Genomic DNA, 22,548 nt, shown 5'->3' with positions numbered 1-22,548 from the left:
AATCGTTCGAGCCGGAATAAATATAATAAAGTTTGATATTTTTATTAACTATATTTATCGAATCTAGTCTGATTATGGCAGAGTTCCATCATAACGTGTTTGTTGCACTGACCAGTTGGACTCACAGCACATAGCCGATATTCCGGTTTGAGCGAATTGCAGTCATTGAGGCTCTGGAGTCTGTATGACAACTCACACGCCAAAGCCGACATTCAGTAAGCTTAGGCTTGGTGATATGGCTTTCACTGTATTGCTAATTTGAATTACCCATTTGTCCTCCTAGATATGCTTCATCACCTGTTTTTATCGTTAACGTTTAAGTCTTAGTATCGTATTGGTAACATGGTGCATTATAACTGTTGGAAAATGACATGAAGACACTTATTGTGTTGGGTTTACTTTTCTCTCTCATTTCGTCTGCGAGGGTTAAGGCTGCGGATGAAGTTTCGCCTACCAGCTTGGCTAGGTCATTATGTATCACTTATACCGCAGGTGACGAAATGATAACTAATATTGAAGACACATTAAAAAACTTTATGGAAAACCCAAATCCTACTCCAGATGAAGTTGTTCTATTTTTAAATAAGCATCTAGATGGAATGACATGTAATTATGAGGGCGAAGAGGTTAGTTATATGCATTATTCTTTCTTTAGAAAAAGTACTGCATTCTTTGAACTCTTTAAAGTTTATCTAATGGATAAAATTTGGATGAATATGGAAGACGAAAGTATCAATATAGATGTAAATGCAGTAAGCCTGACAGGGCCTAAAAAAACGCCTGAGACAGTACTGGATTATATGCTTAGGGAGTCGGCATTGCTGCCAGATGGAGATTTAAGAAAGGCTAGAATCGACCAAGTGGTTTTTATTTTCATCCATAATTTTGAAGCAAAAACTTACGCTCAATTACAAAAAGACAAACAATCACCGCATACAACGCATTAACGTTATGAACTCTCATAGCTTGTATGACCGTTCAGTAAGCTTAGGTTTGGTGATGTGGTTTTCACTGTATTACTAATTTGAATCACCCATTCATCCACCTAAATATGTTTCATCACCTGTTTTTATCGTTAACGTTTAAGTCTTCGTATCGTATTGGTAACATGGTGCATTATAACTGTTGGAAAATGTCATGAAGACACTCATTGTATTGGGTTTACTTTTCTCTCTGATTTCGTCTGCGGGAGCCTTTGCTACAGTCACTACTGGTTCGCATAAGGGAGCCTCGTCAAACGGGCTGGCACCTTCTGAGAATATAGGTAACTTAGCCGATAAAATATGCCTTCAATTTACGGGTGATGGAAATAAAGTAGCCAAAAATGTGAAAATAAATATTTTGGACCATATGCGAATATATGAGGGCTTGCCTAGTCCTTCAGTCGACCAAATTATTAAATTTTTGAATCACAATAAGAACTTTATGACCTGTGGGCTAGATAATGAACATTACATGAAAAAAGCCTTTGACCATGGAAGGGCTTACGACCAACTTTTTAATGTTTTATTTTTTGATGAATTGTTGTCTGATAATGACTCCTTGTATATTGATGTTAATGCCGTGAGTATGAATAAAGACGGTAATCCAGAAACAGTGTTGGATTATATGTATAAGCAATTAGCTGATATGACAAATACAAAGCAAGTAAGAGATGAAATAAAAAGCTTAATTGATACGTTTGAACAATATTTAGGTGCTAAAAGATACGTAAATCTAAAAGGAAGATAAACAACCTGTATCTGCCATCAGGTGCATCATTCCCATTGCCAAACCACTGGCTTAAAAAAATTAGCATATGGCTAGCTAATTTTATGGGGTAAACCTTTAGTTTTTGCTGTGTATTGAATGTCTGCAAACTTTACAAACCCTCCTTACAGACCGAGCTCAATGACCGAACAAGCGCCAAAGCCGACATTCGCGACTAAGATTCTTGTGAAAATTATAATGCTGGTGTGTACCAATTTTTGTCGTTAGCAGATTGACAAAAATCGGCCTAAACTGGTCGTTCATGCTTCAATTCTCGCTAGCGTTTATGACCCTTTTTTACAATCGTCTTTACAGGTTTATCATGTTTCATATTTAATACGTTGCCTTATAGCGCCAATTGTCGCAACAATTGGAACTAACTTCGACATAGACGGCTTACCAAAAGAAAACATTGCGTAACCGCCTAACGCTACCCAACCTACAGGCCCAATCGCGATACTCAATAAAGACGTAGCAGCCGTATACGCGCCGAAGCCAAGAGTGCCAAAGGAAACAACGCTCATAAAAGAAGTTAAGAGTGTATATGTAGCAAAGCCTCCAAGATTCGCTATTACCACTAAACCAGTTGTCCCAGCTAATCCTGCATGACTGGCATCCCCAAGCTTAGTAACGACTTCGTTAATTTTGTTGTCAAAGTCTTTTATTTGATTGTTTAGGGCTGCTATATCGTTTATCAAGGAATCTCTCAGGTTCATTGCTGACAAAATATTATTTGAGCAATCATTTTTTTCCTTAATAAGCTTTTTATACTGAATTGAGTACTGTTCAAACTTTTCTATTTGCTTATTTATATATATCTGTTTTTGCCCATCTTCATCTTCAGTTTCTAATATATGTTGAATCAAATGTTCAGAAATTTGTTCAATGGATATAGAATCTTCTGAAATTAAAGGAAAATCCTCGCAAGCTTTAATAGTCAACAAAAATTTTCTAGTCACTTCTTCCATTGCTTTCAATTTGTCCACCATTTCTTTTTTCCAGTCACATGTTACTGCTGGATTTTCGAACATCAATTCATAATTAGGCCATATCCAGTCATGTTGATGCTTAGCTAACAATGGAAGAATAAGCTCCAATGACTTATCGAGCTGCTCTTTTGAATAACTAAATATTTCTCTTAACAAACAAACTGACTCATCTACTAATCTTCGCTCTTTTATTACTAACGAATTTATTTTTCTTTTAGTATCTGAGCACTGTCCCTCGGCTTTATCCCTTTGTTTTAATAAGTGTTCATAAGAGCGTTTTATCAATTCTTGAATAATTTTTACTTCAGCCTGTTCACAATAATCTAAACCGAGACGTATTGCTTCAACCTCTGTGTATCTAGGGTTTTCGCCATCTATCTGTTCATAATTATCAAAATATTTTAATTTTGAGTGATAACTTGGCAAACCTTTGAGATCTAACGTATCAGCTACGTCATCCAAAATATCTATATACCCAGTTCCTTGATTTCTGAAAAAATTAACTAAGCCATGGCCGCCTTCGAAGCATATCTTCTTCTGTAATGGTATCGCGCCCAAAGCGGTAGTGGCACTAGTGTCCAATAACTTTGTAATAGCTAACTTTTCGTCCTCAGTCGCTTCAGATAATAGCGTCCTCAGTTGGGTGTTAGATACAAATTTTTCGCTCATAGAATATCTCTTCCGTGTTACATACTTATCCTGCTGATATTTGTATCAAGCAAATCAAACAAAATATCGTCAAAATAGACTCATTATTCTTTTGTATTAAAATCACATAATGGACATTTTCCAGAAACTCATCCAACTCTGACTTTAGTTACTTTATTATTACTTATTTGATCTACCCTCTCAACCATAGACATCTGGCTTACCTACAAATACTTTTGTTCATACGTACAAATCCAAATCAATGGGGCCAGAGACGTTGATTTATCAAAAATTAAATGGCGGTTTGATTTCAAACCACAACATCACCTGATATTGGGAGCTGATACCGATGGTTGTTACTAGCAAAATGTACCTATAAATTCCTAACGTTAGGGTCCTAAATTGTTGGATCTGCCGTCTTAAGAATTAAGGAAGAAAAGGCCAGCTTGTCGCTCATTGCAGACTAAAAGTATCGACATAATCGAACGTCCGGTATCTGTGCTCTCCTGAATTTAAGTTCGGATATAGGGCAAGTCCAGCGCAAAAGCGGTCATTAGTGTCTAGTTTGAAAGGGCAGAAACAGACCTATTGAATAGGGCTGAGATGTCATATATTCTGCATTCTATATAAATATAAAAAATCGACGGAAATTAAAATGAAAGATGATGAAAAAGGAGTAACTGACAAAGTTATTACAGAAAAGGAATCAATCAAAGATTTAGATGAGGCCATGAATTTATTAAACATTTACGGAGAAGATTGTGAGTTACGTATACATAAATCAATTCGTGAACAAGCATTTAAATTATTTAAAAATCTTAACTAAATAAATAGACAGTGAGGTTTCTGGTATGAGTGATTGGGATGATGCCGTAAGTATGGGCTTTGAAGATCTTCATGGAAATATCCTTGTTGATGACTTTGAGAAAGAGTCAGAAGTTGAGCAGAGGAAAAAAGTAGCGATAATAGTTGTTGATCTGACGCCTAGTAAATATCTAAGTTCAGAAGGAAAGTATTTAAGAGCAAAACTGATAAATAATGAACTAAATATTGCTGAAATTAAACTTGAAGTATTACAAGATAAATATAATGAAAACGATCCGTTAGCCTTGGAGGTGTTTTGTAATAAAACAAGCATTGGCTTAATTCAAAAGTATAGTAACGAAACTAATATAGATGAATACTGTTTTACTGATAACGATAGTAAAAGGGGGTTGCACCTTAAATGGGAAGATAATAATTTTCTACTTATCGTAGATATAACAGACTCATCGACACTTCCTAAAGGTCGTTTAAATTATCAACCAAAAAATCTAGAAGCGGTCGGAATAGATAATGAAGATTGGGTTAATATTCCATCTGGTGATTTCGAAATGGCTCTACAGGATCCTGACGATGAACTTCCCGAACCAATTTTTGTTGAGGTTGATGCTTTCCAGTTACTCAAAACAACCGTTACGTTCGATATGTACGATATTTATTGCGATGTTAACATGATAGAAAAGCCAGATGACGAAGGCTGGGGAAGAGGAAAGCGACCAGTTATAAACGTTACTTACTGGGAGGCATTGGAATATTGCACATGGTTATCTACTGTCACTTCAAGTGAAATACGATTACCAACTGAGGCAGAGTGGGAATATGCATGTAGGGCTGGAACCACAACGCTTTACTATTATGGTGAGACTGCTGATACCTCATTGATGCATGTCAATAAAGAATACGGTAAAACAAAGCCCGTCGAACAGTTCCCGCCGAACAATTGGGGATTATATGATATGCATGGAAACGTTTCCGAATGGTGTGCAAGCGAGTGGGAGAAAGAATATCTTGGGCAAGAACAGCGAATAGCTTCTAATGATAGTAAAAAAAGCAGAATTTTACGCGGTGGAAGCTGGGAGTGCGATTACATTCTAAATAAGGATACACCTGAGCTTGCTTTTAATATGATGAAATTCACCACATCTGCGGGAAGGAAGAATAGCGAACCAGATTACGTTAATGACAGCATGGGGTTTCGACTCTTGAGAGAAAAAAGCTAAGAAGGTACTTTTCCTTCTGAATGACAGAAATAACAGAGTCACTTTAAATAAATTAGAAGTTGTTCGAGCCGATTTTTCTCCATAAGTTAACACTTTGACTCTAGGAAATATATTATGGTCTATGTCTTTTTTGTCGGAACAGTTGCCATTAATGCTGCCAAATCCAATGTCTGCTTACTGTTACATAGTTAGCATTCGCAGTAGTTAATCCCATGACAGCTTTAGGCCGGAAGCAGACCCAGAACTACACAGAAATAGCGAGCCGCTTTTGGCACAAAAACGATAAACACCAGACAAATGCTTACGACCGCTTTGTCGGAAAACTAGTCATTATATTGTGAATATGCTAAATACAAAAAGTTAGGGATTTGTAGAATTTCAAACAACTTCACCACACTGGTTTTTTGGAGTTAATAGTCTATAAAAGATCCTTTGTGAGCATTAAAATTTCAGCTACACAAGAAGCCGTAGTAAAGTATTCTATGTCGAGGTAAAACGAGTTTTTGTATCTAGTGAACGTGAAACGCTTTGTAAGCTTCACTTACTTGCATTTTTATCTCTTCAACTGAACAAGTGTACATTTTATAAGTAATAGCAGAGGATGCTTTCTCTAGGGTTGCAAGATGCTTACTTTTTTCAGGGTAGGAGTTGTCGCTCGGTGCCTTCATCTGACTGATGCACAACGTAAGAATAAATATCAAACAGCTGGCATTATTCTTTAGAGATTCTTCGTCCAACGGAAGAAGGTTAAGCTCTATTAAAACCTTCTGAAACTGCTCCTCAACCTCTTGATAGCTTAGAATTCTGGCTTTCATAATTCCATCGCCTTGTCTGAAAATAAAAAGAGTAAAACACAATCATGTTCTATTCAACAGGCATCTATTTCGCTAGGGTTTGGTTGATCAAAGTTAAAAATTAACTGCCGCTTTAAATGCGTGTTTTGTATCAAACTTTATTGATTTCTCCCCTCCTAAGCATCAGCCAAAGATAAATAATGAACCAGCAAATTCCTATCAAGCAAAAGGCTTGCCTCTTCATTTTTGACTAGCCCACCTGAATTTATCGTAGCAATAACATACTCTTTGATTTCAGGTAGAAAACTTTCAACGGGTGCACTCACAGTTGTTCCCATCCCACCATTGCCAACGATATAAAATTGATTAGTATTATCTGCATCGAAAGCGACTTGCAGGTAGTCCGGATGTTTAGAACGGCCTAACTTTTCCTTAAATTTTTTAACTGTAAGCATAACTATCCTAATTCACTTAGCCCCAATGCAATCGATTCTTGTTGAAACCGACCAAAAATGTTTACTATTTTTTCATAAGAGTTTGTCAAAAAGTGTTCTTCAGTTTTTGCAGTAGTTTTATCAAAGTTTTGATTATCAATAACAGTATCAAATTCACTAAGGTTCAACTTTGCGTGAGAGCGAACTTTCATTGCTTTATCAAAAGTTATAGTGTTGGAAAAGTTATTATCAATATTGTCCTCAATAAGGCTTTCCATCTTTTCAAACCGAACCACACCAGCTTCAACCGGCACATCTTGCTTAACTCGATATGCATATTCCAGCAGCTTAGGCTCTGCAGGCATATACATGACCGCCTCTTGATTCTTTGAATCCGTCATTCTAAGTATTCGACCTAAAATCTGTCTAAAATGCATTTCTGTCTTGATATTGGTCAGGTGACAACAAATCTGTAACCGAGGAATATTCGTTCCCTCGCTGATCATGCCTACAGAAACAATCCACTTAGTTGTTGCATGTCTAAATCGCTGAATAATACTGGTAGGATCATTTTCTCGATATGTCACAACAACAGCTTGCTCGTTAAAACATTTTTTCATTAACATCGAGATTTGATGTGCATGCTCCACAGACGAAGCAACAATAAGCCCTGCCGCCTCAGCGTTAACGGATCTTATCTTGTCCAATTTTTTCTGTGCTGAATGAATAATATATTCCATCACTTTTTCATTCTCTATGATGTCTTGGTAAGGGATAGAGGAATGAGCTAATAAACGCTTAAAGCTGGTAAATGTGTTAGTTTCTTTGTCATCCGTTACCGAAATATTATTATTATCAATCGCAATTATCTGCGGAACACGGCAAACATCGTCAGAAATGGCCTCAGAAAGCCCATAAACGTAATCGCATGATATTTTGTTACTAGGGTGCATATAATTAGAAAGCACGATAGGAGCAGCGTCAGAGCGCCACGGAGTGCCAGTTAACGCTAGGGTAAATTCAGCCTTATCCTTAATGTTAAGTATAATCTGCTCCCCCCATGCATTGGCATTATAAATATTCGACCCTGCACAATGATGGATCTCATCAAATATCACAAACACCCTATAGCGATCAAACAACTGCCAAAAACTTGCATCAAGATACTGCAAGTTTTGATAAGTCAGTGATCTGCCTTTCGCACCCATTAAGCCATCAAAACGCTCTTGCGTAGTTAAATGCAGGCTTTCACTAAAGTCTTTAGCAACAATAGAAGAAGGTGAAAAACAAACCACTAGATCAGCTAAGTCACTCTTTAATAAGTGGTCTGCCAACGCAGACGCCATCATCGTTTTACCTGCACCTGGTGTAGCTAGGGTTAAAAAGTGGCTATATCCGTTCCGGTAACGTGTTAACGCTAAATTGATGCTCTCTGTTTGCCATAGTCTTAATTTCATAGTGCTTCTACAGCTTTATCTTGTGCTAGTAAGCCCTCAATTGCCCTAATCTTTCCTAAAATCTTCGTATTGTTATCTCTCGCGATATTAAATTGCGGTTGTATCTCATCTACCAATTCGGGGCATTCAGAATACAATTCCTTATAGGCTTCAGACTCACCAATATTTAACAACAAATCAGCTTTGTAGAGATTCAATTTAGCGAGTAGTTTACTTTTCTTCTCATCTCCTCCCGTAACCGCATTTTTGACCTTGCTAGCAGCCAATAAATTTATCTTCTCACTATTAAAAAGTTCGGTTTTATGGAATTTTGTAAACCCTTTTTTATTAGATACCAACTTCTTCAGCCAGCCTTTTTTAACTAGCTTTAAAAGCTCAGAATAAATACTTCTTCTAACTGTCGCGGGTTCAAGTGATGGGTCATTTTTTAAAGCTAAATATGCCGACCGAACATCACTCGTAGTAAAGTGATCAAAATTCGCCGCAGCAATAATTTGAGCTACCAAAGGATCTAATTTCATATTGATTATTGCTACTAAGATTAATTACTTGATATGAAAGTAATTATATTGATATATATGTAAATTAATTTAATTATATGTCATGGGTTGGCGCTCTGCAATATGGGAGGATTTTTTATTCTTTTATTTGTGGAAGTTTTGAATGAAGTCCGCTCAACAATTAATTGGCATGAATATCAAAATTGCTCGTACAAAGCGTTCCATAACCCAAGCTGAAGTAGCGAATAAGATAGGCATAGAGGCAAGTTATTTAAGCCGAATCGAAAAAGGTACAGTGCCAATTTCATGTGAAAGGATTTATGAAATTATTCATTTCCTCCATTGCAATATTGAAGAGGTTTTCCCGCAACCATCAGAAGTAAAAACACAATTTAATTAATGATAAAAACAACAAGCTAATGGGTCGTTTTTTTAGATATTTAAACAAAAATATCATATCTCCCACACTCAATAGCTAACAAGGACTTTACCCCCATGTTTGAACAAGTATTCAAAAACATCGACGATATTTTTCACAAAGACGCAGGTTGTTCTTCAGAGTTAGATTACACCGAGCAATCATCGTGGATGTTATTTTTAAAATACCTTGACGATTTAGAGTTTACCAAGTCCCAAGAAGCCGAAATGATGATGGAAACCTACCAATACATTATCGACGAGCAATACCGATGGAGCGCATGGGCAGCGCCCAAAGACGCAGACGGCAAGTTTGACCACAACCACGCCTTAACCGGCGACGACTTAATGGAATTTGTCGATGGCCAATTATTCCCGTACCTAAAAGGTTTTAAGCAACGAGCCGACAACGCCAACACCATTGAATACAAAATTGGTGAGATTTTTAGCGAAATAAAAAACAAAATTCAAAGCGGTTATTCACTGCGTGACGCCCTAGAAAAAGTAGACCAATTACGTTTTCGCTCGCAAGATGAAAAACACGAACTTAGCCACTTATACGAAGCCAAAATTAAAAACATGGGTAACGCAGGGCGCAACGGTGGCGAATACTACACACCTCGCCCACTTATCCGTGCGATGATCGACGTTATACAACCAAAAATTGGCGAAACCATATACGACGGCGCAGCAGGCTCGGCAGGTTTTTTATGTGAAGCCTTTGACTACCTACGCCAAGGCGGGCGCGATAAAGTAAAATTAAGCACCAATGATTTAGCAACCCTGCAAAACGACACCTTTTACGCCAAAGAGAAAAAGTCACTCGCATACGTTATCGCCATCATGAACATGATTTTGCACGGTATCGAAGCGCCTAACGTATTGCACACCAATACCTTAAGTGAAAACCTACAAGACATTCAGCCAAGTAACCAACACAGCATCATACTGGCTAACCCACCGTTCGGCGGCAAAGAGCGTAAAGAGGTGCAAGAGAACTTCCCCATACAAACCGGTGAAACCGCCTTTTTGTTTTTACAGCACTTTATTAAAATGCTTAAACCCGGTGGCCGTGCCGCCATTGTGATTAAAAACACCTTTTTAAGTAACACCGACAACGCTGCCATTGCTTTGCGTAAAGAGTTACTAGAGAACTGTAATTTACATACCGTGCTTGATTGCCCAGGTGGAACATTTTTAGGCGCAGGGGTTAAAACAGTGGTGTTGTTTTTCACCAAAGGCGAACCAACCTTAAATACATGGTTTTACGAACTGAATGTCGGCCGCAACATGGGTAAAACTAACCCATTGAATGATAAAGATTTAGCCGAGTTTGTTGAATTGCAAAAAGTTGCTATCAGTAGCCGTGACAAAGGTGAAACGGATAAGTCATGGTCATTAACTATTAGTGATATTGACCAAGCTACTTATGACTTATCCATTAAAAACCCCAACGTTGAAGAAGCCGCACCACTGCGCGAACCTAAAACCATTATTGATGACATTATTGCGCTCGATAAAGAATCTGAGGCTATCTTAGCTAAGATTCAGGACTTGTTGTAATGACCGTTGAATCTAAAAAGTTAGGTGATGTTTGCCGCTTGATCAATGGTAGAGCTTATAAAAAGCATGAAATGCTTTCTGAAGGTAAATATCCTCTACTTAGAGTTGGGAATTTCTTTACAAACAGAAGCTGGTTTTACTCTGATTTAGAGCTAAATGAAGATAAATACTGTGATAAAGGCGACCTTTTATATGCATGGTCAGCATCATTTGGACCTCGTATTTGGGATGAAGGTAAAGTCATTTATCATTATCACATATGGAAAATAGAACTTAACGAAAGTCTCGTTGATAAAGGATATTTATATCACTTGTTAGAGTGGGATGTAGAGCAAATAAAAGAAGAACAAGGTACAGGAACCACAATGGTTCATGTGACCAAAGGCGCAATGGAAAATCGAGTTTTGCCTTTTCCTCCTCTCCCAGAACAAAAACGCATTATAGCATTGCTTGACACCGTGTTTGCCGACTTAGAACAAACTCGCGCTAAAACCGAACAAAACCTTAAAAATGCCCGCGAGTTATTCGACAGCTACCTACAACAAGTCTTCAGCCAAAAAGGTGAAGGTTGGGTTGAGAAAACGTTAAAAGAAGCGTCTATAGATTTTGGTCGAGGTAAGTCAAAACATAGGCCTAGAAATGATGAATCACTATATGGTGGGAAATACCCTTTTGTACAGACAGGTGACGTAAGAAATTGCGAACACTTAATTACTCAGTATTCTAAAACTTACAATGAAGTAGGATTAGCACAAAGTAAATTATGGCCTAAAGGTACAATTTGCATAACGATCGCTGCAAATATTGCTGAAACTGGCATTTTAGATTTTGATAGCTGCTTTCCTGATAGCGTAATCGGTGTGGTGGTTAATCCAGAGTTCACAACTATTCCCTACGTTGAGTTTTTATTACAATCATTTAAAGCTATTTTACAAGCAAAAGGTAAAGGCTCAGCGCAAGACAATATTAATATGGGTACCTTTGAAAAATTAAACTTCCCATTTCCAAGCATAAAAAAACAAAATGAAATTGTTAGATCACTAAATGAATTAATGGTTTCAGTACAGCAATTAGAAGTCATTTATCAAAAAAAATTAAGCTCGATAGACGAACTTAAAAAATCTATATTACAAAAAGCCTTTAGTGGTGAATTAACCGCTGAAACTGAGTAGTCAGGAACCAATATGTTTCATATTAACGACCAAATAGATTTACAGACACTATCTGAGTCAGCCGAATTAGAGTTCAAATTGGCTCAAGGCAAAGACGGCAAGGGCAAGCTTCCTGATGATTTTTGGCCGACTTATAGTGCTATGGCAAATAGTCGTGGTGGCTATGTAGTGTTAGGGGTGCGTGAAAAAAGTGGAAATTTAACAGTTGTTGGCATTGAAGATATTGAAACGGTTCAAAAACAACTGTTTGATCTTGCCGACAATACTGGCAAGGTAAATATTAACTTACTTAGCAATGATAACGTGGAAGTAACTGTTGTTGAGGAAAGGCAATTATTAGTTATTAATATCCCTGCCGCTCGAAGAGAACAAAAGCCTGTTTATTTAAAAAACCAACCTATGAAAGAAACCTTTGTTCGTCTGCACGAAGGTGATCACCGTTGTAGTGAAGAGCAAGTAAAGCGCATGTTTGCCGAACAAGTGGAAAACAGCCGCGACGATAAAATTCTTAAAGGTTTTAATTTTGATGATATTGATAGAGATAGCCTAAGTACTTATAAAAATTTATTAGCAGTGGCTAAACCCCAGCACCCTTGGTTAGAGCTTGAACTTTTTGAAATGTTTAAGCAATTAGGCGGCTGGCGAAGAGATCGTCAAACTAGTGAAGAGGGCATAACGTTTGCTGGTGTGATGATGTTTGGTACATGGGACGCTATTCAAGAAGCTGCCCCTAATTACTTTGTTGATTATAGAGAGCGTGATGAAGCTAATACCCATCGCTGGATTGATCGCGTTTATCCTGATGGCTCTTGGTCTGGAAATGTATTCGACTTTTACCGACGAACCTACCGAAAATTAACTACCGACCTGAAAGTACCATTTGAACTTCAGCAAGGGATTCGTCTAGATGAATCTAAGGCCCATGAAGCTATTCGTGAAGCCTTGGTGAATACATTAGTTCATGCTGATTACTCTGGCAGAAGTTCAATATTAATTATTAAACGCCCAGATTTATTTGGTTTTCGTAATCCTGGTTTGATGCGAGTTCCTCCTGAAATTGCCGTTAAAGGTGGCGAAAGTGATTGTCGTAACCGAAAAATGCATCAAATGTTTTTGATGATTGGTGCAGGTGAACGAGCCGGATCCGGTATTCCTAAAATTTACAGTGGTTGGGAGTGGGCTAAGTGGCGAAAGCCTAAACTATATGAAAAACACGTCCCTTCTGAACAAACGTTATTAGAGCTTTCTACCGTTAGTCTAATTCCTAAGGAAGTAACCGATCTATTAAGTGCTTTATTCGGTGATCGCTTTTATGAATTGAATGAGTTAGAGCAAATGATAGTTACCACTGCAGCTATTGAAGGTTGGGTTAATCACGAACGCGCATGTCAGTTAACTAGTAAGCACTCAAGAGATGTCACTTTAGCTTTACCTAAGCTTGTGGATAAAGGCTTTTTGATTGCTAATGGTATAAAAAAAGATAAATCTTATAGCTTACCTGGTATGGAGCTTCCTTCTCCAGAAGATGTATTTACCAATACGTTAACCTCTTTGGATAACTTAACGCATAGTAAAGAAAGCTTAACGCATAGCGCTTCAAATAATGAGACTGTTTTAGATGATGGAAGAGATGCAGAAGGCCGTTTTATCAGTGTTCAACTTAATAAACCCTATGTTGATGATCTGGATGCTTTAGCTAAAGAGTTTAGCCATCGACTTAACGCATTAGGCGCTCAATCTAGAGAGCAGAGTCGTTTAGATGTTGATACGATGAAGAAACTTATCAGTGAACTTTGTAAAGGGCACTATATTCCGGTTTCAGTACTTGAAGTGTTACTTGGTAGAAAGTCTCAAAGTCTTCGTCAGAATTACCTTAAGCCAATGATTACAGATGGCGTGTTGCAGATGGCATTTCCGCATACACCTAATTCTCCTCTGCAGGGATATACCACTGTTGAGTAATAAAGTCTCTTGACTGCTTCTTGATTTTGCCGATAAATGCAGTGTTTTTATTGTACAGATATTTCATTAATATCTTATATTACGATATGTTACGTTAACTTTTGTTTCTTGGCAGGTTCTTGATTCAACAACAAATATTGCCTCAGAGTAGCAAACTAATTAATACACAGGTAAGTGTCATGAGTAGAAACGAATCTGAAACACGCGCTGAGTTAATCTCGCCTAAATTGGCGTTAGATGGCTGGGGTAAAGTTGATCATAGCATTGTTCGCCGTGAAGTGAGTATTACCGCTGGCCGAATTTTGGGTGGTGGTAAACGTGCATCAAAACTGAGCTGCGATTATGTCTTGGAGTTTCAAGGTAGAAAATTAGCCGCCGTTGAAGCTAAGCGTGAAGGCCTAAGTTATACCGAAGGTGTACGCCAAGCCAAAGACTACGCCGAGCGTTTACAGTGCCGTTTTGCTTATGCCACTAATGGTCACGACATTTACCAAATAGATATGCTTACCGGTGATGAGCAATTAGTTGATTGCTACCTTAGTCCTGAAGATATGTGGCGCTTATGCTTTGAACCCGCCACAGGTAAAACCGAGCCTGAATATACCTGCACATGGCGCACCCGTTTTGCCAAAATCCCTTTTGAATGTAAAGGCGACTGGCAACCACGTTATTATCAAGAAAACGCCATTAACCAAGCATTAGAGGCAATAGCACAAGGCAAAGACCGTATACTACTTACCCTTGCCACAGGCACAGGTAAAACCTGTATTGCCTTTCAAATGTCATGGAAGTTATTTTACAGTCGCTGGAGTTTACAAGCGGCAAAGAACCCAAGTAACGCCAAAAAACGCCCACGTATTTTATTTTTAGCCGACCGTAATGTACTAACCAAACAAGCCTTTAACGACTTTGGCGCCTTTGGAGAAGATGCCGTAGTGCGTATTACCCCAAGCGAAATTAAAAAAGCCAATGGTGTACCTAAAAATGCCAGTATCTTTATGGCGATTTTTCAAACATTAATGACGGACTCTGGCGGTAATGAAGATGCTGAAGAATTAGAAAGTGAAGAGTTTGATCCTGAGCAAATAAAAGATACTAGCAATTGCCGATTTAGAGATTATCCAGAAGACTTCTTCGATTTTATTATTATCGACGAATGTCACCGTGGTGGCGCAAATGACGAAAGTGCTTGGCGAGATATTCTTAAGCATTTTTCGCCAGCGGTTCAACTAGGTTTAACCGCTACACCAAAGCGTACCGACAATGCTGACAGTTATAAATACTTTGGCGATCCTGTTTACAGCTACACCTTAAAACAAGGTATTAACGACGGATTTTTAACCCCGTTCAAGGTGTATCCCATTGTTGGCACCATGGACGAATACGTCTATACCCCAGGCGATGCGGTTACTTTTAAAGGTGAGCCAGAGCCAGGCAAAGTATATAAAGAAAGTGACTTTAACCGCATAATCACCATGCCCCAGCGTGAACAAAAACGTGTGCAGTATTGGATGGATCATATCAACCCATCTGAGAAAACCATCGTATTCTGCGCCACCCAAGAACACGCAGGCAAAGTGCGAGACTACATCAATCAATATGCCGTTAAAAACGGTTACACAACCAATCCAAGCTATTGCGTACGCATTACCGCAAACGATGGCGCAGCCGGTGAAAACGACCTACGCACCTTTTGTGATAATGAAAAAACCATCCCAACTATATTAACCACCTCACGCAAGTTATCGACAGGCGTAGACGCCCGCAATGTGCGAAACATTGTGTTAATGCGTGAATGCAAAAACATGATTGAGTTTAAACAGATTATTGGACGTGGCACTCGCATGTACGACGGCAAATCATTCTTCACCGTGTACGACTTTGTCAAAGCCCACCATAACTTTGCTGACCCAGCGTGGGATGGTGAACCATTGCCTCCTAAAGAGCCTGTAGACGAAGTCCCTTGCGAGGGTTGTGAAACCTCACCATGCAGTTGTGTATGTGATACCTGTGGTTTTAATCCATGCAATTGCAAAAACGACACGCCTGACGAGCCATGTAGTGAATGTAAACAATCTCCCTGCCAGTGTCTTGTCGAGCAATGCAATAAGTGCGGCAATGAACCTTGTAGCTGCGATACAGGTGGAGGTGGTGGAGAGAAACCAGACAAGATATTTATTACCCTAACCGACGGTAAAGTACGCCAAATTAAGCACATGAAAAGCGTACTGTTTATGGGGCCCAATGGAGACATGCTCACTGCTCACCAGTTTGTAGAGCAGTTATTTGGTGAGCTACCACGCTTTTTTGGTAACGAAGAAGAACTACGCCAAATATGGAGCAACCCAAGCACCCGTGAAAAGCTACTAGCAGACTTACATGAAGCCGGTTACGACGACGAAAAGCTAGACAGCATGAAAGACATCATCGACGCCAAAGACAGCGACGTATACGACCTACTAGCCTTCGTAGCCTACGCCAGAGAAACCCACACTCGTAAAGAACGTGTAGCCACGGCAAAGCCGGGTATATCAAGTGAATTCACAAGTAAACAAATCGAGTTTATCGAGTTCATACTAGATAAATACATAGAAGACGGCGTGCAAGAACTTGCAGCCAAAAAAATGCGCAGCTTAGTCGAACTTAAATACAACACCATAAACGACGCCGCCGCCGAGTTTGGATCACCGCTAGCAATTCGAGAGACGTTTGTTGGGTTTCAGAAGTATTTGTATGAGTAAAAGGATGTTTTAAATGGATGTTCCCGCTTTATCTTCGGCCGAAGAGTTTATAACTAAAAGCAATAAGGTTATTAAACCTCCGTTTGAGCATGGATATTATTCAATTTGCTCCATTTATAAAGAGCATGGGGAAAAAGAGCGCCAGGCAAAAAATGAAGCGTTGGCCAATGCATTAGATCTTGCCTCTGCAATATGCTCAATGATGCTGAGACCAAACAGTGCTAATGATCCTTTTCAGCCTTATGTGCAGTTGGAAGGAAAACGCTCAGTAATTGCAGACGACTTTACTCATGAGCAATTGGAGTTCGTTGCAAATATTTATGAAGATATGCTTGAGCCTATAGTAAAGGCTCGTTTTGCTGATTTGCTTTGGTTATGCGTCAATCCTAAAAAAGTCGATTATGTTCGAGCAGCTATTCAAAATTATCTCATGCTCCCGATTGACCCAGAAACTTGGCACTCTGATGTTGGTGATTGCTGGAAAAGGTGTATTCGATTAGCAAGGCAAATTCGTGATTCAGATTCCATCTCCACTATAGAAACATCGTTGCAAGAAGCTTTCGAGAAAAATTATTCAGGTAGTCCGTTTATGCATCTTTGGATTGCTGAGCTTATTGAGAGTAACGGTTTATGCAAAAATCAGCTTGAACATATGGCAGAAGCATTGTTTGGATACGCAACAGGTTTTCACTCTTCAGGCGCTCACAGAGAGGCTCGTGAATACTTATCGTTAGCGGAGCGTATGTTCAAAGTGCAAGGTAAAGTAGATAGTTGGTTAAAAAGTTTACTACTTGCAGCAGATTGCTTTGAACTGGAAGGCGACTCTAAATGCAACGATAATGCACCAAGTCAGATGGTTGCCAATACTTTTTATGAAAATGCCTTACAGGCATATAGGAAAATTCCAATAGCTAAGAGGGACGAACTTGGTGTAACAGCAAAGTTAGTTTCGATAAGAGACAAAATTACTGAAGCGGGCTCTGGTACATTAAGAGAAATGGGGTTAGTGCAAACTCCAGGGATTGATATTTCTGAAATAATTGATGGGGCGCGAAAACATGTAGGAGGAAAAGAGAGCTTAGAGCTTTCTCTATTATGTTTTACAGGCTTTGCCACGCCTAAATATCAAGAATTACGCACCAGAACTATCGAGCAGATCCAACAGTTTCCACTTAGTAACATGTTTGGTGGATCTCATATTGCTGATGACGGACGAGTTATTGCTAAAACACCAGCACTGAATTTTCTTAGTGAAGGTGGAGAAAGCGATCTAGCGATAAATATTAAAATCATTCAAAGCTTTCAAATAGATTTAGAGTTAACGGTAAAAGGTCAGATTATTCCAGCCCTCAACCAAATACTGTCAGAATTTAGGGTTACCAAAGAGTACCTCAGGGACATATGTTGCCACTCACCGATATGAAGTTGCTCATGGTTTGTTGAGTGATCATAGCTCTGGAGCAGCAGCTTGTGTTTATGCATGGTGGATGTCGTTGAGGTTAGTGACAAGATCTCTTTATGATAGTGAGCACAAGGACGCTATATGATTCATGCTGAATATCAACGTTTCATGCAAACGTTAATAGGACAAAATGCGACTGATTCTGTGTGCAAAATAGCGAACATAGTATTAGCCAATTTAGAGGTTCTGATCCCTTTAGGTACTCATCAGGGACAGCGTATTCGCAAATTAGTTGAATTATCCCAAGCCAATTGGGACATGTTACCAACTAATATACCTCCAATTCCTGAACAAGAAGTGGCGCCTGCGATACAATTATCGCGTTTAAAAACCTTGACTGTTGGTCCATTCAGAGGATTTTCACGACAGGAGATATTTGATCTTGATAGTAGACTGGTACTGATTTATGGCCCCAATGGAACAGGTAAATCAAGTTTCTGTGAGGCGCTGGAATATTCTTTATTGGGCAACGTTGCAGAAGCGGAAAGTAAGCGTTTTCGCGATCAAAACGAATATTTAAGAAACGCGTTCGTGAATGCCTTTATACCTCCTGAGATTGTTGCGCTTGATGGTCAAGGAAGTGATGTTTTTATAATACCAAACGAGTCGACATACCGTTTCTGCTTTGTTGAAAAAAACCGTATTGATAGCTTTTCACGAATAGCTGCTCAGGCACCAGCTAAACAAACAGAGCTTATCGCAACGCTTTTTGGCCTAGAGTCCTTTACTGAGTTTGTTCGTAATTTTACGTCAGAAATTGGTGGGCAATACATTGACTTGCAAGGCAAGCAAACACTTCAGCTAATGCTGAAGCAGCAAGGGTTGCAAGGAGCCCAACAGCAGATTAAAACGAGTAACGCCGAACTACAGCGTATTGCTAATGAAGAACTGAATTTAGTTAATACTTACAGAGATGGGGCTACCTTTGAGCAAATGGCGTTTGAGCTCAGTGGTGATGCTCAAAAATCAGGCCGCATACAACAATTAGACACTGAGTTGCAACAGCCACTTCCTCCAAAGGCTAATGTAAGCAAAGCCACTTTAGAGGTCATCGGAAATGACGCGGCGACAGCAGTTAACGAATTAAGGCAAAAACAACAACAGTTAGCAGATGCAAGCCAGCAAGTCTCATTTAAGCGGCTGTATGAAGCCGTGACTCAAGTTCAACCAAGCAGCCAAGCAGCTTGCCCTGCCTGCAAGACGCCTTTGCAACAGGTAGCAGTCAACCCATATATACATGCAGGGCAGGAATTAGCGAAGTTACAGCAATTAGCTGCACTACAAGAAAATGTCACACAGCTTGAGCGGCAAGCTCTTCAAAATATATTGAGCATTTCGCAAATTTTAAATATTTGTTTGCAGTTTTACCCGGAGAATAACCTTTTGCAGTCGTTGCGGCTTACCGATGTGCAACCTAGTATACCCTGGTGGGACTCTTTATTGGCTCCGTTGCCTGATAACTATACAGGTTGGCAGCACCTGATTGGTCAGGTTCAGCAGCTTGAAGCCGATGATAAGAAAACTGATGAAGCACTGGGTTTTAAAAATAATAAACAGGCTGAATTAACCCGATTACGAGATTTTGAACGTCAAATTACAATATTAAACACCCAAAAAAAGACAGCTCTTAGTAATATCGCTATAGGTCAGCAACTCATTAATAATTTCCAAACAGAAAACGCCCAACTAATTTCTAACGTGCAAGCTGAAAAAGCAGTCATTTCCAAGAATCAAGAAATCGTCACCGCGTACGCTACATTTGTTCATAAACTAACGAGATACAACAACGGTTTACCAGCGCAGCTAGTAGCAGATTTAGGCGAACTAGTAGTTGAGTTGTATAACGCATTCAATCGTAATGATGCACAAACAGAGCTATTGGCAGTAGCAAAACTACCTTTGGCACAAAATCAACGCTTGAGTATATCTTTCCAAAACCAACCAGCGAAATTTTTCGACGCATTACATATCCTGAGCGAAGGACATGTACGCTGCCTTGGATTAGCAATACTACTTGCCAAAAACCTGAAAGAACAAGCACCTGTTTTAATCTTCGATGATCCTGTAAACGCGATTGATGACGATCACCGCGAGTCTATAAGACTTACCCTGTTTGAGGATCAGTACTTCATGGAAAAGCAAATTATTCTGACATGTCATGGCGAGGAGTTTTTCAAAGACATACAAAATCTTCTTTCGGTTGAGGATGTGCGCAGCTCTAACTTAATGAGCTTCCTCCCTAGGTTAGGAGAGCAACATATACGTGTGGATTTTAACTGTGCGCCGAGGAACTACATTCTGGCGGCAACAAACCATATCGAACGTAACGAAGTGAGAGAAGCCTTATCTAAATCCCGTCAGGCGTTAGAAGCTCTAACAAAAGGTAAGGTTTGGAATTATGTTAACCGATTCGGAAACGGTAATTTAAGCATTAAGTTACGTTCCTCATCGGCCCCAATTGAGTTACGGAATTTAACTGATCAATTAAGAAGTAAAATTCATAAACCTGACTTCGCAGACCCAAACAAAAACGCGATTTATGACCCTATAAATTCGTTACTGGGTATTAATGGGGATTGCAGGGAATGGCGATATCTGAATAAAGGAACTCATGAAGAAAATGATCGGGCTGAATTTGATCGTGGCACAGTTACAGCAATTGTTGCCGCTCTAGTTAACTTAGATGAGGCTTTATCTTGAAGTGTAAATGCCTTAACTTTGTTAGCTATGAACTCCAAATCCCCTCAAAGGATGAACCTGCGACTCGCGTGCAGTGAACTGTATGTTTAGGATCTCGATGTCGTATCTATTCACCACGTCAGACCTTCAGTATTTAAAAAATTCTGTATACTTTTAGCTATTAATGGATAATTAATAGCCAGAGTGATTTTATATCAATGCGTTTTGGATATTACTATTATTAGGACAAATTGGACTTTTATTTGCTGCACTAATTTATGGTATTCCACTTTCATTTATAAGTGAGGATATTAAAGCCGAAATGGTTGGGGTAGAGGAGGTAATGTTTGTTCTTTCTATCTCTCTTGGAAGTTTTATGATGGTTGCCAATATTATAATTGGATGGATAGCTGTTCGGGATGCTACAGAAGCAATTGTTCCTTACCCATCAAAATTATATGCAATTGACCTCTTAGTTATTTTTGTGTTTTTCGGAATGAATAATGTCATTATTTATGCACTTGGAATAGGTTATTCAGCTTTCGACCCACAAACTTTAAGTAAAATACTAATTAAAGGGGTGGAGGCTGACAAGGTCTCTTTTACAATTACAATTTTTACCAATATTCATTCTGATAGTAATAGGACCTTAAATCGAAATTCAAAGAAATTATACTTTTTTGACAAGCTACTTAATTAACGATGTTGATCTACTATCGCTAAACAAAAGTTGACAACATTTAACCAATAATCGGTTGTTAGGAATAGTTGTGTTGTTTCTCTTTTAGGTGGGCTAATTCGTGTACTACTATCATATTTAAAAACGCCTCGGGCGTATGTTTAAACAAGGTACTGACTCTAAGCTCGTTTTTACTTTTTAATTTGCCGCCCTGTACCCTCGACACATAGCTATGCAATCCCAAAGCGTGATTGACGATATGAATTTTGCTGTCGTATATCACTTTGCTGAGCGGCGCTGTTTTTTTCAAATATTGATTTTTTAACGTCATAGTGTAATCACGTAGATCATTATCGTTAGCTACGTTATGCACATCTGGATAGCGCCCGCGTAACCAATCTCCGAGTTTATTGTTATCGATTAATTGACGGATATCATTTTGTAAATGAACGGGATAATGAGCTAGGTAGGACAAATCTTGGGGCATGTAATTAACCTTGAAAATGAGAACCTTATTCTAGCAGTTTTACTGCATGATCTCTTTGTGAGTAGCCGTGAGGATTTTAGATAATTCGGTTTATAAGTGCGAGGAAGGATATTAACGCCCAAACTACCTCATGAGTGACTGAGCGAACATAGGACATGTTTAATCAAAGCCATTCTTCCGTGTCTTGACCACCCAATATTGCCGTACAGTAACAAAATTAAATTTATGATGAAATATTGAACACGTAATTTTAATAAATATATTAAAAAACACATATAACCATTTGAAATGTATCTAAAAATTTAATTCATACAACACTTTTATCCAGAAGCCATGTTAATTTCTCTATAGGTTCTCATTTTTATTGACATATGAAAATTCATATATATGATATTCCATATGTTTTGAGTTGGAAGTAATACACATGAATCCCATAGCTTTTTATAAGTGTTTATCTGAAGACACCCGTTTGAAGTGTTTATTGCTGATCACCCTCAAAGGTGAATTATGTGTCTGTGATTTAATTAGCGCATTGCAACTTAGCCAACCCAAAGTGTCGCGGCATTTAGCGGAGCTGCGTAAATGTGGCATTTTGGCGGATAACAGAAGGGGAAAATGGGTGTTTTATCAGATTGCCCAAAGCTTGCCAGAATGGGCGCAAGAAGTGTTAACCCTGACCACAAAAGCCAATCAAGCTTTCTTAAATGAATGTTTAGTTAATTTAGATAATACCTCTCTAGACAGTGCCACGCTAACTGCTAATTGCTGTTAGT

At 38.8% G+C, this 22,548-nt stretch carries 18 protein-coding genes and 1 pseudogene; 13 read left to right on the top strand and 6 right to left on the bottom strand.

Annotated features, from left to right (window positions below):
• Positions 1–371: 371 nt before the first annotated feature.
• Both Q0688_RS19430 and Q0688_RS19425 read left to right on the top strand, forming a co-directional pair.
• Positions 372–947 carry a hypothetical protein gene (locus Q0688_RS19430; protein ID WP_299081163.1) on the top strand — a complete coding sequence of 192 codons (576 nt, stop codon included), beginning with the start codon at positions 372–374 and terminating at the stop codon, positions 945–947.
• Between the two features lie 190 nt (positions 948–1,137).
• On the top strand, positions 1,138–1,731 hold the full coding sequence (locus Q0688_RS19425) for a hypothetical protein (RefSeq protein ID WP_299081160.1): 594 nt from the start codon (positions 1,138–1,140) through the stop codon (positions 1,729–1,731).
• 338 nt (positions 1,732–2,069) lie between these two features.
• Here Q0688_RS19425 and Q0688_RS19420 read toward each other — a convergent pair whose 3' ends face one another.
• A complete protein-coding gene (locus tag Q0688_RS19420) occupies positions 2,070–3,407 on the bottom strand; it encodes a hypothetical protein (RefSeq protein WP_299081149.1) in 1,338 nt (445 codons plus the stop codon).
• Positions 3,408–4,041: 634 nt separating this feature from the next.
• On the opposite strand from Q0688_RS19420, the gene Q0688_RS19415 reads away from it, so the two are divergent.
• Both Q0688_RS19415 and Q0688_RS19410 read left to right on the top strand, forming a co-directional pair.
• Complete coding sequence (locus Q0688_RS19415; RefSeq protein WP_299081146.1) at positions 4,042–4,212, top strand: hypothetical protein; 171 nt, start codon at positions 4,042–4,044, stop codon at positions 4,210–4,212.
• A 25-nt stretch (positions 4,213–4,237) separates the two neighbouring features.
• Positions 4,238–5,428, top strand: coding sequence for an SUMF1/EgtB/PvdO family nonheme iron enzyme (locus Q0688_RS19410; protein ID WP_299081143.1), 1,191 nt, complete (start codon positions 4,238–4,240; stop codon positions 5,426–5,428).
• 509 nt (positions 5,429–5,937) lie between these two features.
• Here the strand turns inward: Q0688_RS19410 and Q0688_RS19405 are convergent.
• The 4 genes from Q0688_RS19405 to Q0688_RS19390 form a co-directional block, all read right to left on the bottom strand.
• Positions 5,938–6,243 carry a hypothetical protein gene (locus tag Q0688_RS19405; RefSeq protein WP_299081140.1) on the bottom strand — a complete coding sequence of 102 codons (306 nt, stop codon included), beginning with the start codon at positions 6,241–6,243 and terminating at the stop codon, positions 5,938–5,940.
• Between the two features lie 155 nt (positions 6,244–6,398).
• Positions 6,399–6,677, bottom strand: coding sequence for a hypothetical protein (locus Q0688_RS19400; protein WP_299081137.1), 279 nt, complete (start codon positions 6,675–6,677; stop codon positions 6,399–6,401).
• Between the two features lie 2 nt (positions 6,678–6,679).
• The gene (locus Q0688_RS19395) at positions 6,680–8,113 is read right to left on the bottom strand and encodes a DEAD/DEAH box helicase family protein (RefSeq protein ID WP_299081134.1); all 1,434 of its coding nucleotides are present in this window, start codon (positions 8,111–8,113) and stop codon (positions 6,680–6,682) included.
• Complete coding sequence (locus Q0688_RS19390) at positions 8,110–8,634, bottom strand: hypothetical protein (RefSeq protein ID WP_299081131.1); 525 nt, start codon at positions 8,632–8,634, stop codon at positions 8,110–8,112. The genes Q0688_RS19395 and Q0688_RS19390 overlap by 4 nt, the downstream gene beginning before the upstream one ends.
• 142 nt (positions 8,635–8,776) lie before the next feature.
• Between Q0688_RS19390 and Q0688_RS19385 the strand changes: the two genes are divergently transcribed.
• The 8 genes from Q0688_RS19385 (at position 8,777) to Q0688_RS19350 (ending at position 21,309) form a co-directional block, all read left to right on the top strand.
• Positions 8,777–9,013: a helix-turn-helix transcriptional regulator gene (locus Q0688_RS19385; protein ID WP_299081128.1), complete on the top strand. Its 237-nt coding sequence runs from the start codon at positions 8,777–8,779 to the stop codon at positions 9,011–9,013.
• A 95-nt stretch (positions 9,014–9,108) separates the two neighbouring features.
• Positions 9,109–10,593 carry an N-6 DNA methylase gene (locus Q0688_RS19380; protein ID WP_299081125.1) on the top strand — a complete coding sequence of 495 codons (1,485 nt, stop codon included), beginning with the start codon at positions 9,109–9,111 and terminating at the stop codon, positions 10,591–10,593.
• Entirely contained in the window at positions 10,593–11,765 is a 1,173-nt protein-coding gene (locus Q0688_RS19375; RefSeq protein WP_299081122.1) for a restriction endonuclease subunit S, read from the top strand. The genes Q0688_RS19380 and Q0688_RS19375 overlap by 1 nt, the downstream gene beginning before the upstream one ends.
• 12 nt (positions 11,766–11,777) lie before the next feature.
• Complete coding sequence (locus Q0688_RS19370) at positions 11,778–13,727, top strand: RNA-binding domain-containing protein (RefSeq protein ID WP_299081119.1); 1,950 nt, start codon at positions 11,778–11,780, stop codon at positions 13,725–13,727.
• A 179-nt stretch (positions 13,728–13,906) separates the two neighbouring features.
• Positions 13,907–16,468, top strand: coding sequence for an EcoAI/FtnUII family type I restriction enzme subunit R (hsdR, locus tag Q0688_RS19365; protein WP_299081111.1), 2,562 nt, complete (start codon positions 13,907–13,909; stop codon positions 16,466–16,468).
• 13 nt (positions 16,469–16,481) lie between these two features.
• Positions 16,482–17,891 (top strand): hypothetical protein, encoded by a 1,410-nt coding sequence (locus tag Q0688_RS19360; RefSeq protein ID WP_299081108.1) that lies wholly within the window; start codon positions 16,482–16,484, stop codon positions 17,889–17,891.
• Between the two features lie 120 nt (positions 17,892–18,011).
• Complete coding sequence (locus Q0688_RS19355) at positions 18,012–20,630, top strand: AAA family ATPase (protein ID WP_299081106.1); 2,619 nt, start codon at positions 18,012–18,014, stop codon at positions 20,628–20,630.
• A 322-nt stretch (positions 20,631–20,952) separates the two neighbouring features.
• Entirely contained in the window at positions 20,953–21,309 is a 357-nt protein-coding gene (locus tag Q0688_RS19350) for a hypothetical protein (protein WP_299081103.1), read from the top strand.
• A 67-nt stretch (positions 21,310–21,376) separates the two neighbouring features.
• Here Q0688_RS19350 and Q0688_RS19345 read toward each other — a convergent pair.
• Positions 21,377–21,775 (bottom strand): annotated as a pseudogene (locus Q0688_RS19345) (YgjP-like metallopeptidase domain-containing protein); the annotation flags it as partial.
• A 424-nt stretch (positions 21,776–22,199) separates the two neighbouring features.
• Here Q0688_RS19345 and Q0688_RS19340 point away from each other — a divergent pair.
• Complete coding sequence (locus tag Q0688_RS19340; protein ID WP_299081097.1) at positions 22,200–22,547, top strand: metalloregulator ArsR/SmtB family transcription factor; 348 nt, start codon at positions 22,200–22,202, stop codon at positions 22,545–22,547.
• Position 22,548: the final 1 nt, after the last annotated feature.

Origin of the sequence: uncultured Paraglaciecola sp. (genome assembly GCF_937123705.1) — a bacterium.
In the GTDB taxonomy this organism is placed as follows: Bacteria; Pseudomonadota; Gammaproteobacteria; order Enterobacterales; family Alteromonadaceae; genus Paraglaciecola.
Note: the sequence above shows the minus strand (reverse complement) of the source record. Positions and strands in the feature narration are given on the sequence as shown.

Bases quoted from the DNA above. Each gene is read 5' to 3' on its own strand.
- Q0688_RS19360 (WP_299081108.1), top strand. From the start codon at position 16,482: ATGGATGTTCCCGCTTTATCTTCGGCCGAAGAGTTTATAACTAAAAGC.
- Q0688_RS19370 (WP_299081119.1), top strand. From the start codon at position 11,778: ATGTTTCATATTAACGACCAAATAGATTTACAGACACTATCTGAGTCA.
- Q0688_RS19355 (WP_299081106.1), top strand. From the start codon at position 18,012: ATGATTCATGCTGAATATCAACGTTTCATGCAAACGTTAATAGGACAA.
- Q0688_RS19385 (WP_299081128.1), top strand. From the start codon at position 8,777: ATGAAGTCCGCTCAACAATTAATTGGCATGAATATCAAAATTGCTCGT.
- Q0688_RS19415 (WP_299081146.1), top strand. From the start codon at position 4,042: ATGAAAGATGATGAAAAAGGAGTAACTGACAAAGTTATTACAGAAAAG.
- Q0688_RS19400 (WP_299081137.1), bottom strand. From the start codon at position 6,677: ATGCTTACAGTTAAAAAATTTAAGGAAAAGTTAGGCCGTTCTAAACAT.
- Q0688_RS19350 (WP_299081103.1), top strand. From the start codon at position 20,953: ATGTTTGTTCTTTCTATCTCTCTTGGAAGTTTTATGATGGTTGCCAAT.
- Q0688_RS19410 (WP_299081143.1), top strand. From the start codon at position 4,238: ATGAGTGATTGGGATGATGCCGTAAGTATGGGCTTTGAAGATCTTCAT.
- Q0688_RS19420 (WP_299081149.1), bottom strand. From the start codon at position 3,407: ATGAGCGAAAAATTTGTATCTAACACCCAACTGAGGACGCTATTATCT.
- Q0688_RS19405 (WP_299081140.1), bottom strand. From the start codon at position 6,243: ATGAAAGCCAGAATTCTAAGCTATCAAGAGGTTGAGGAGCAGTTTCAG.
- Q0688_RS19375 (WP_299081122.1), top strand. From the start codon at position 10,593: ATGACCGTTGAATCTAAAAAGTTAGGTGATGTTTGCCGCTTGATCAAT.
- Q0688_RS19430 (WP_299081163.1), top strand. From the start codon at position 372: ATGAAGACACTTATTGTGTTGGGTTTACTTTTCTCTCTCATTTCGTCT.
- Q0688_RS19395 (WP_299081134.1), bottom strand. From the start codon at position 8,113: ATGAAATTAAGACTATGGCAAACAGAGAGCATCAATTTAGCGTTAACA.
- Q0688_RS19390 (WP_299081131.1), bottom strand. From the start codon at position 8,634: ATGAAATTAGATCCTTTGGTAGCTCAAATTATTGCTGCGGCGAATTTT.
- Q0688_RS19425 (WP_299081160.1), top strand. From the start codon at position 1,138: ATGAAGACACTCATTGTATTGGGTTTACTTTTCTCTCTGATTTCGTCT.
- hsdR (WP_299081111.1), top strand. From the start codon at position 13,907: ATGAGTAGAAACGAATCTGAAACACGCGCTGAGTTAATCTCGCCTAAA.
- Q0688_RS19380 (WP_299081125.1), top strand. From the start codon at position 9,109: ATGTTTGAACAAGTATTCAAAAACATCGACGATATTTTTCACAAAGAC.
- Q0688_RS19340 (WP_299081097.1), top strand. From the start codon at position 22,200: ATGAATCCCATAGCTTTTTATAAGTGTTTATCTGAAGACACCCGTTTG.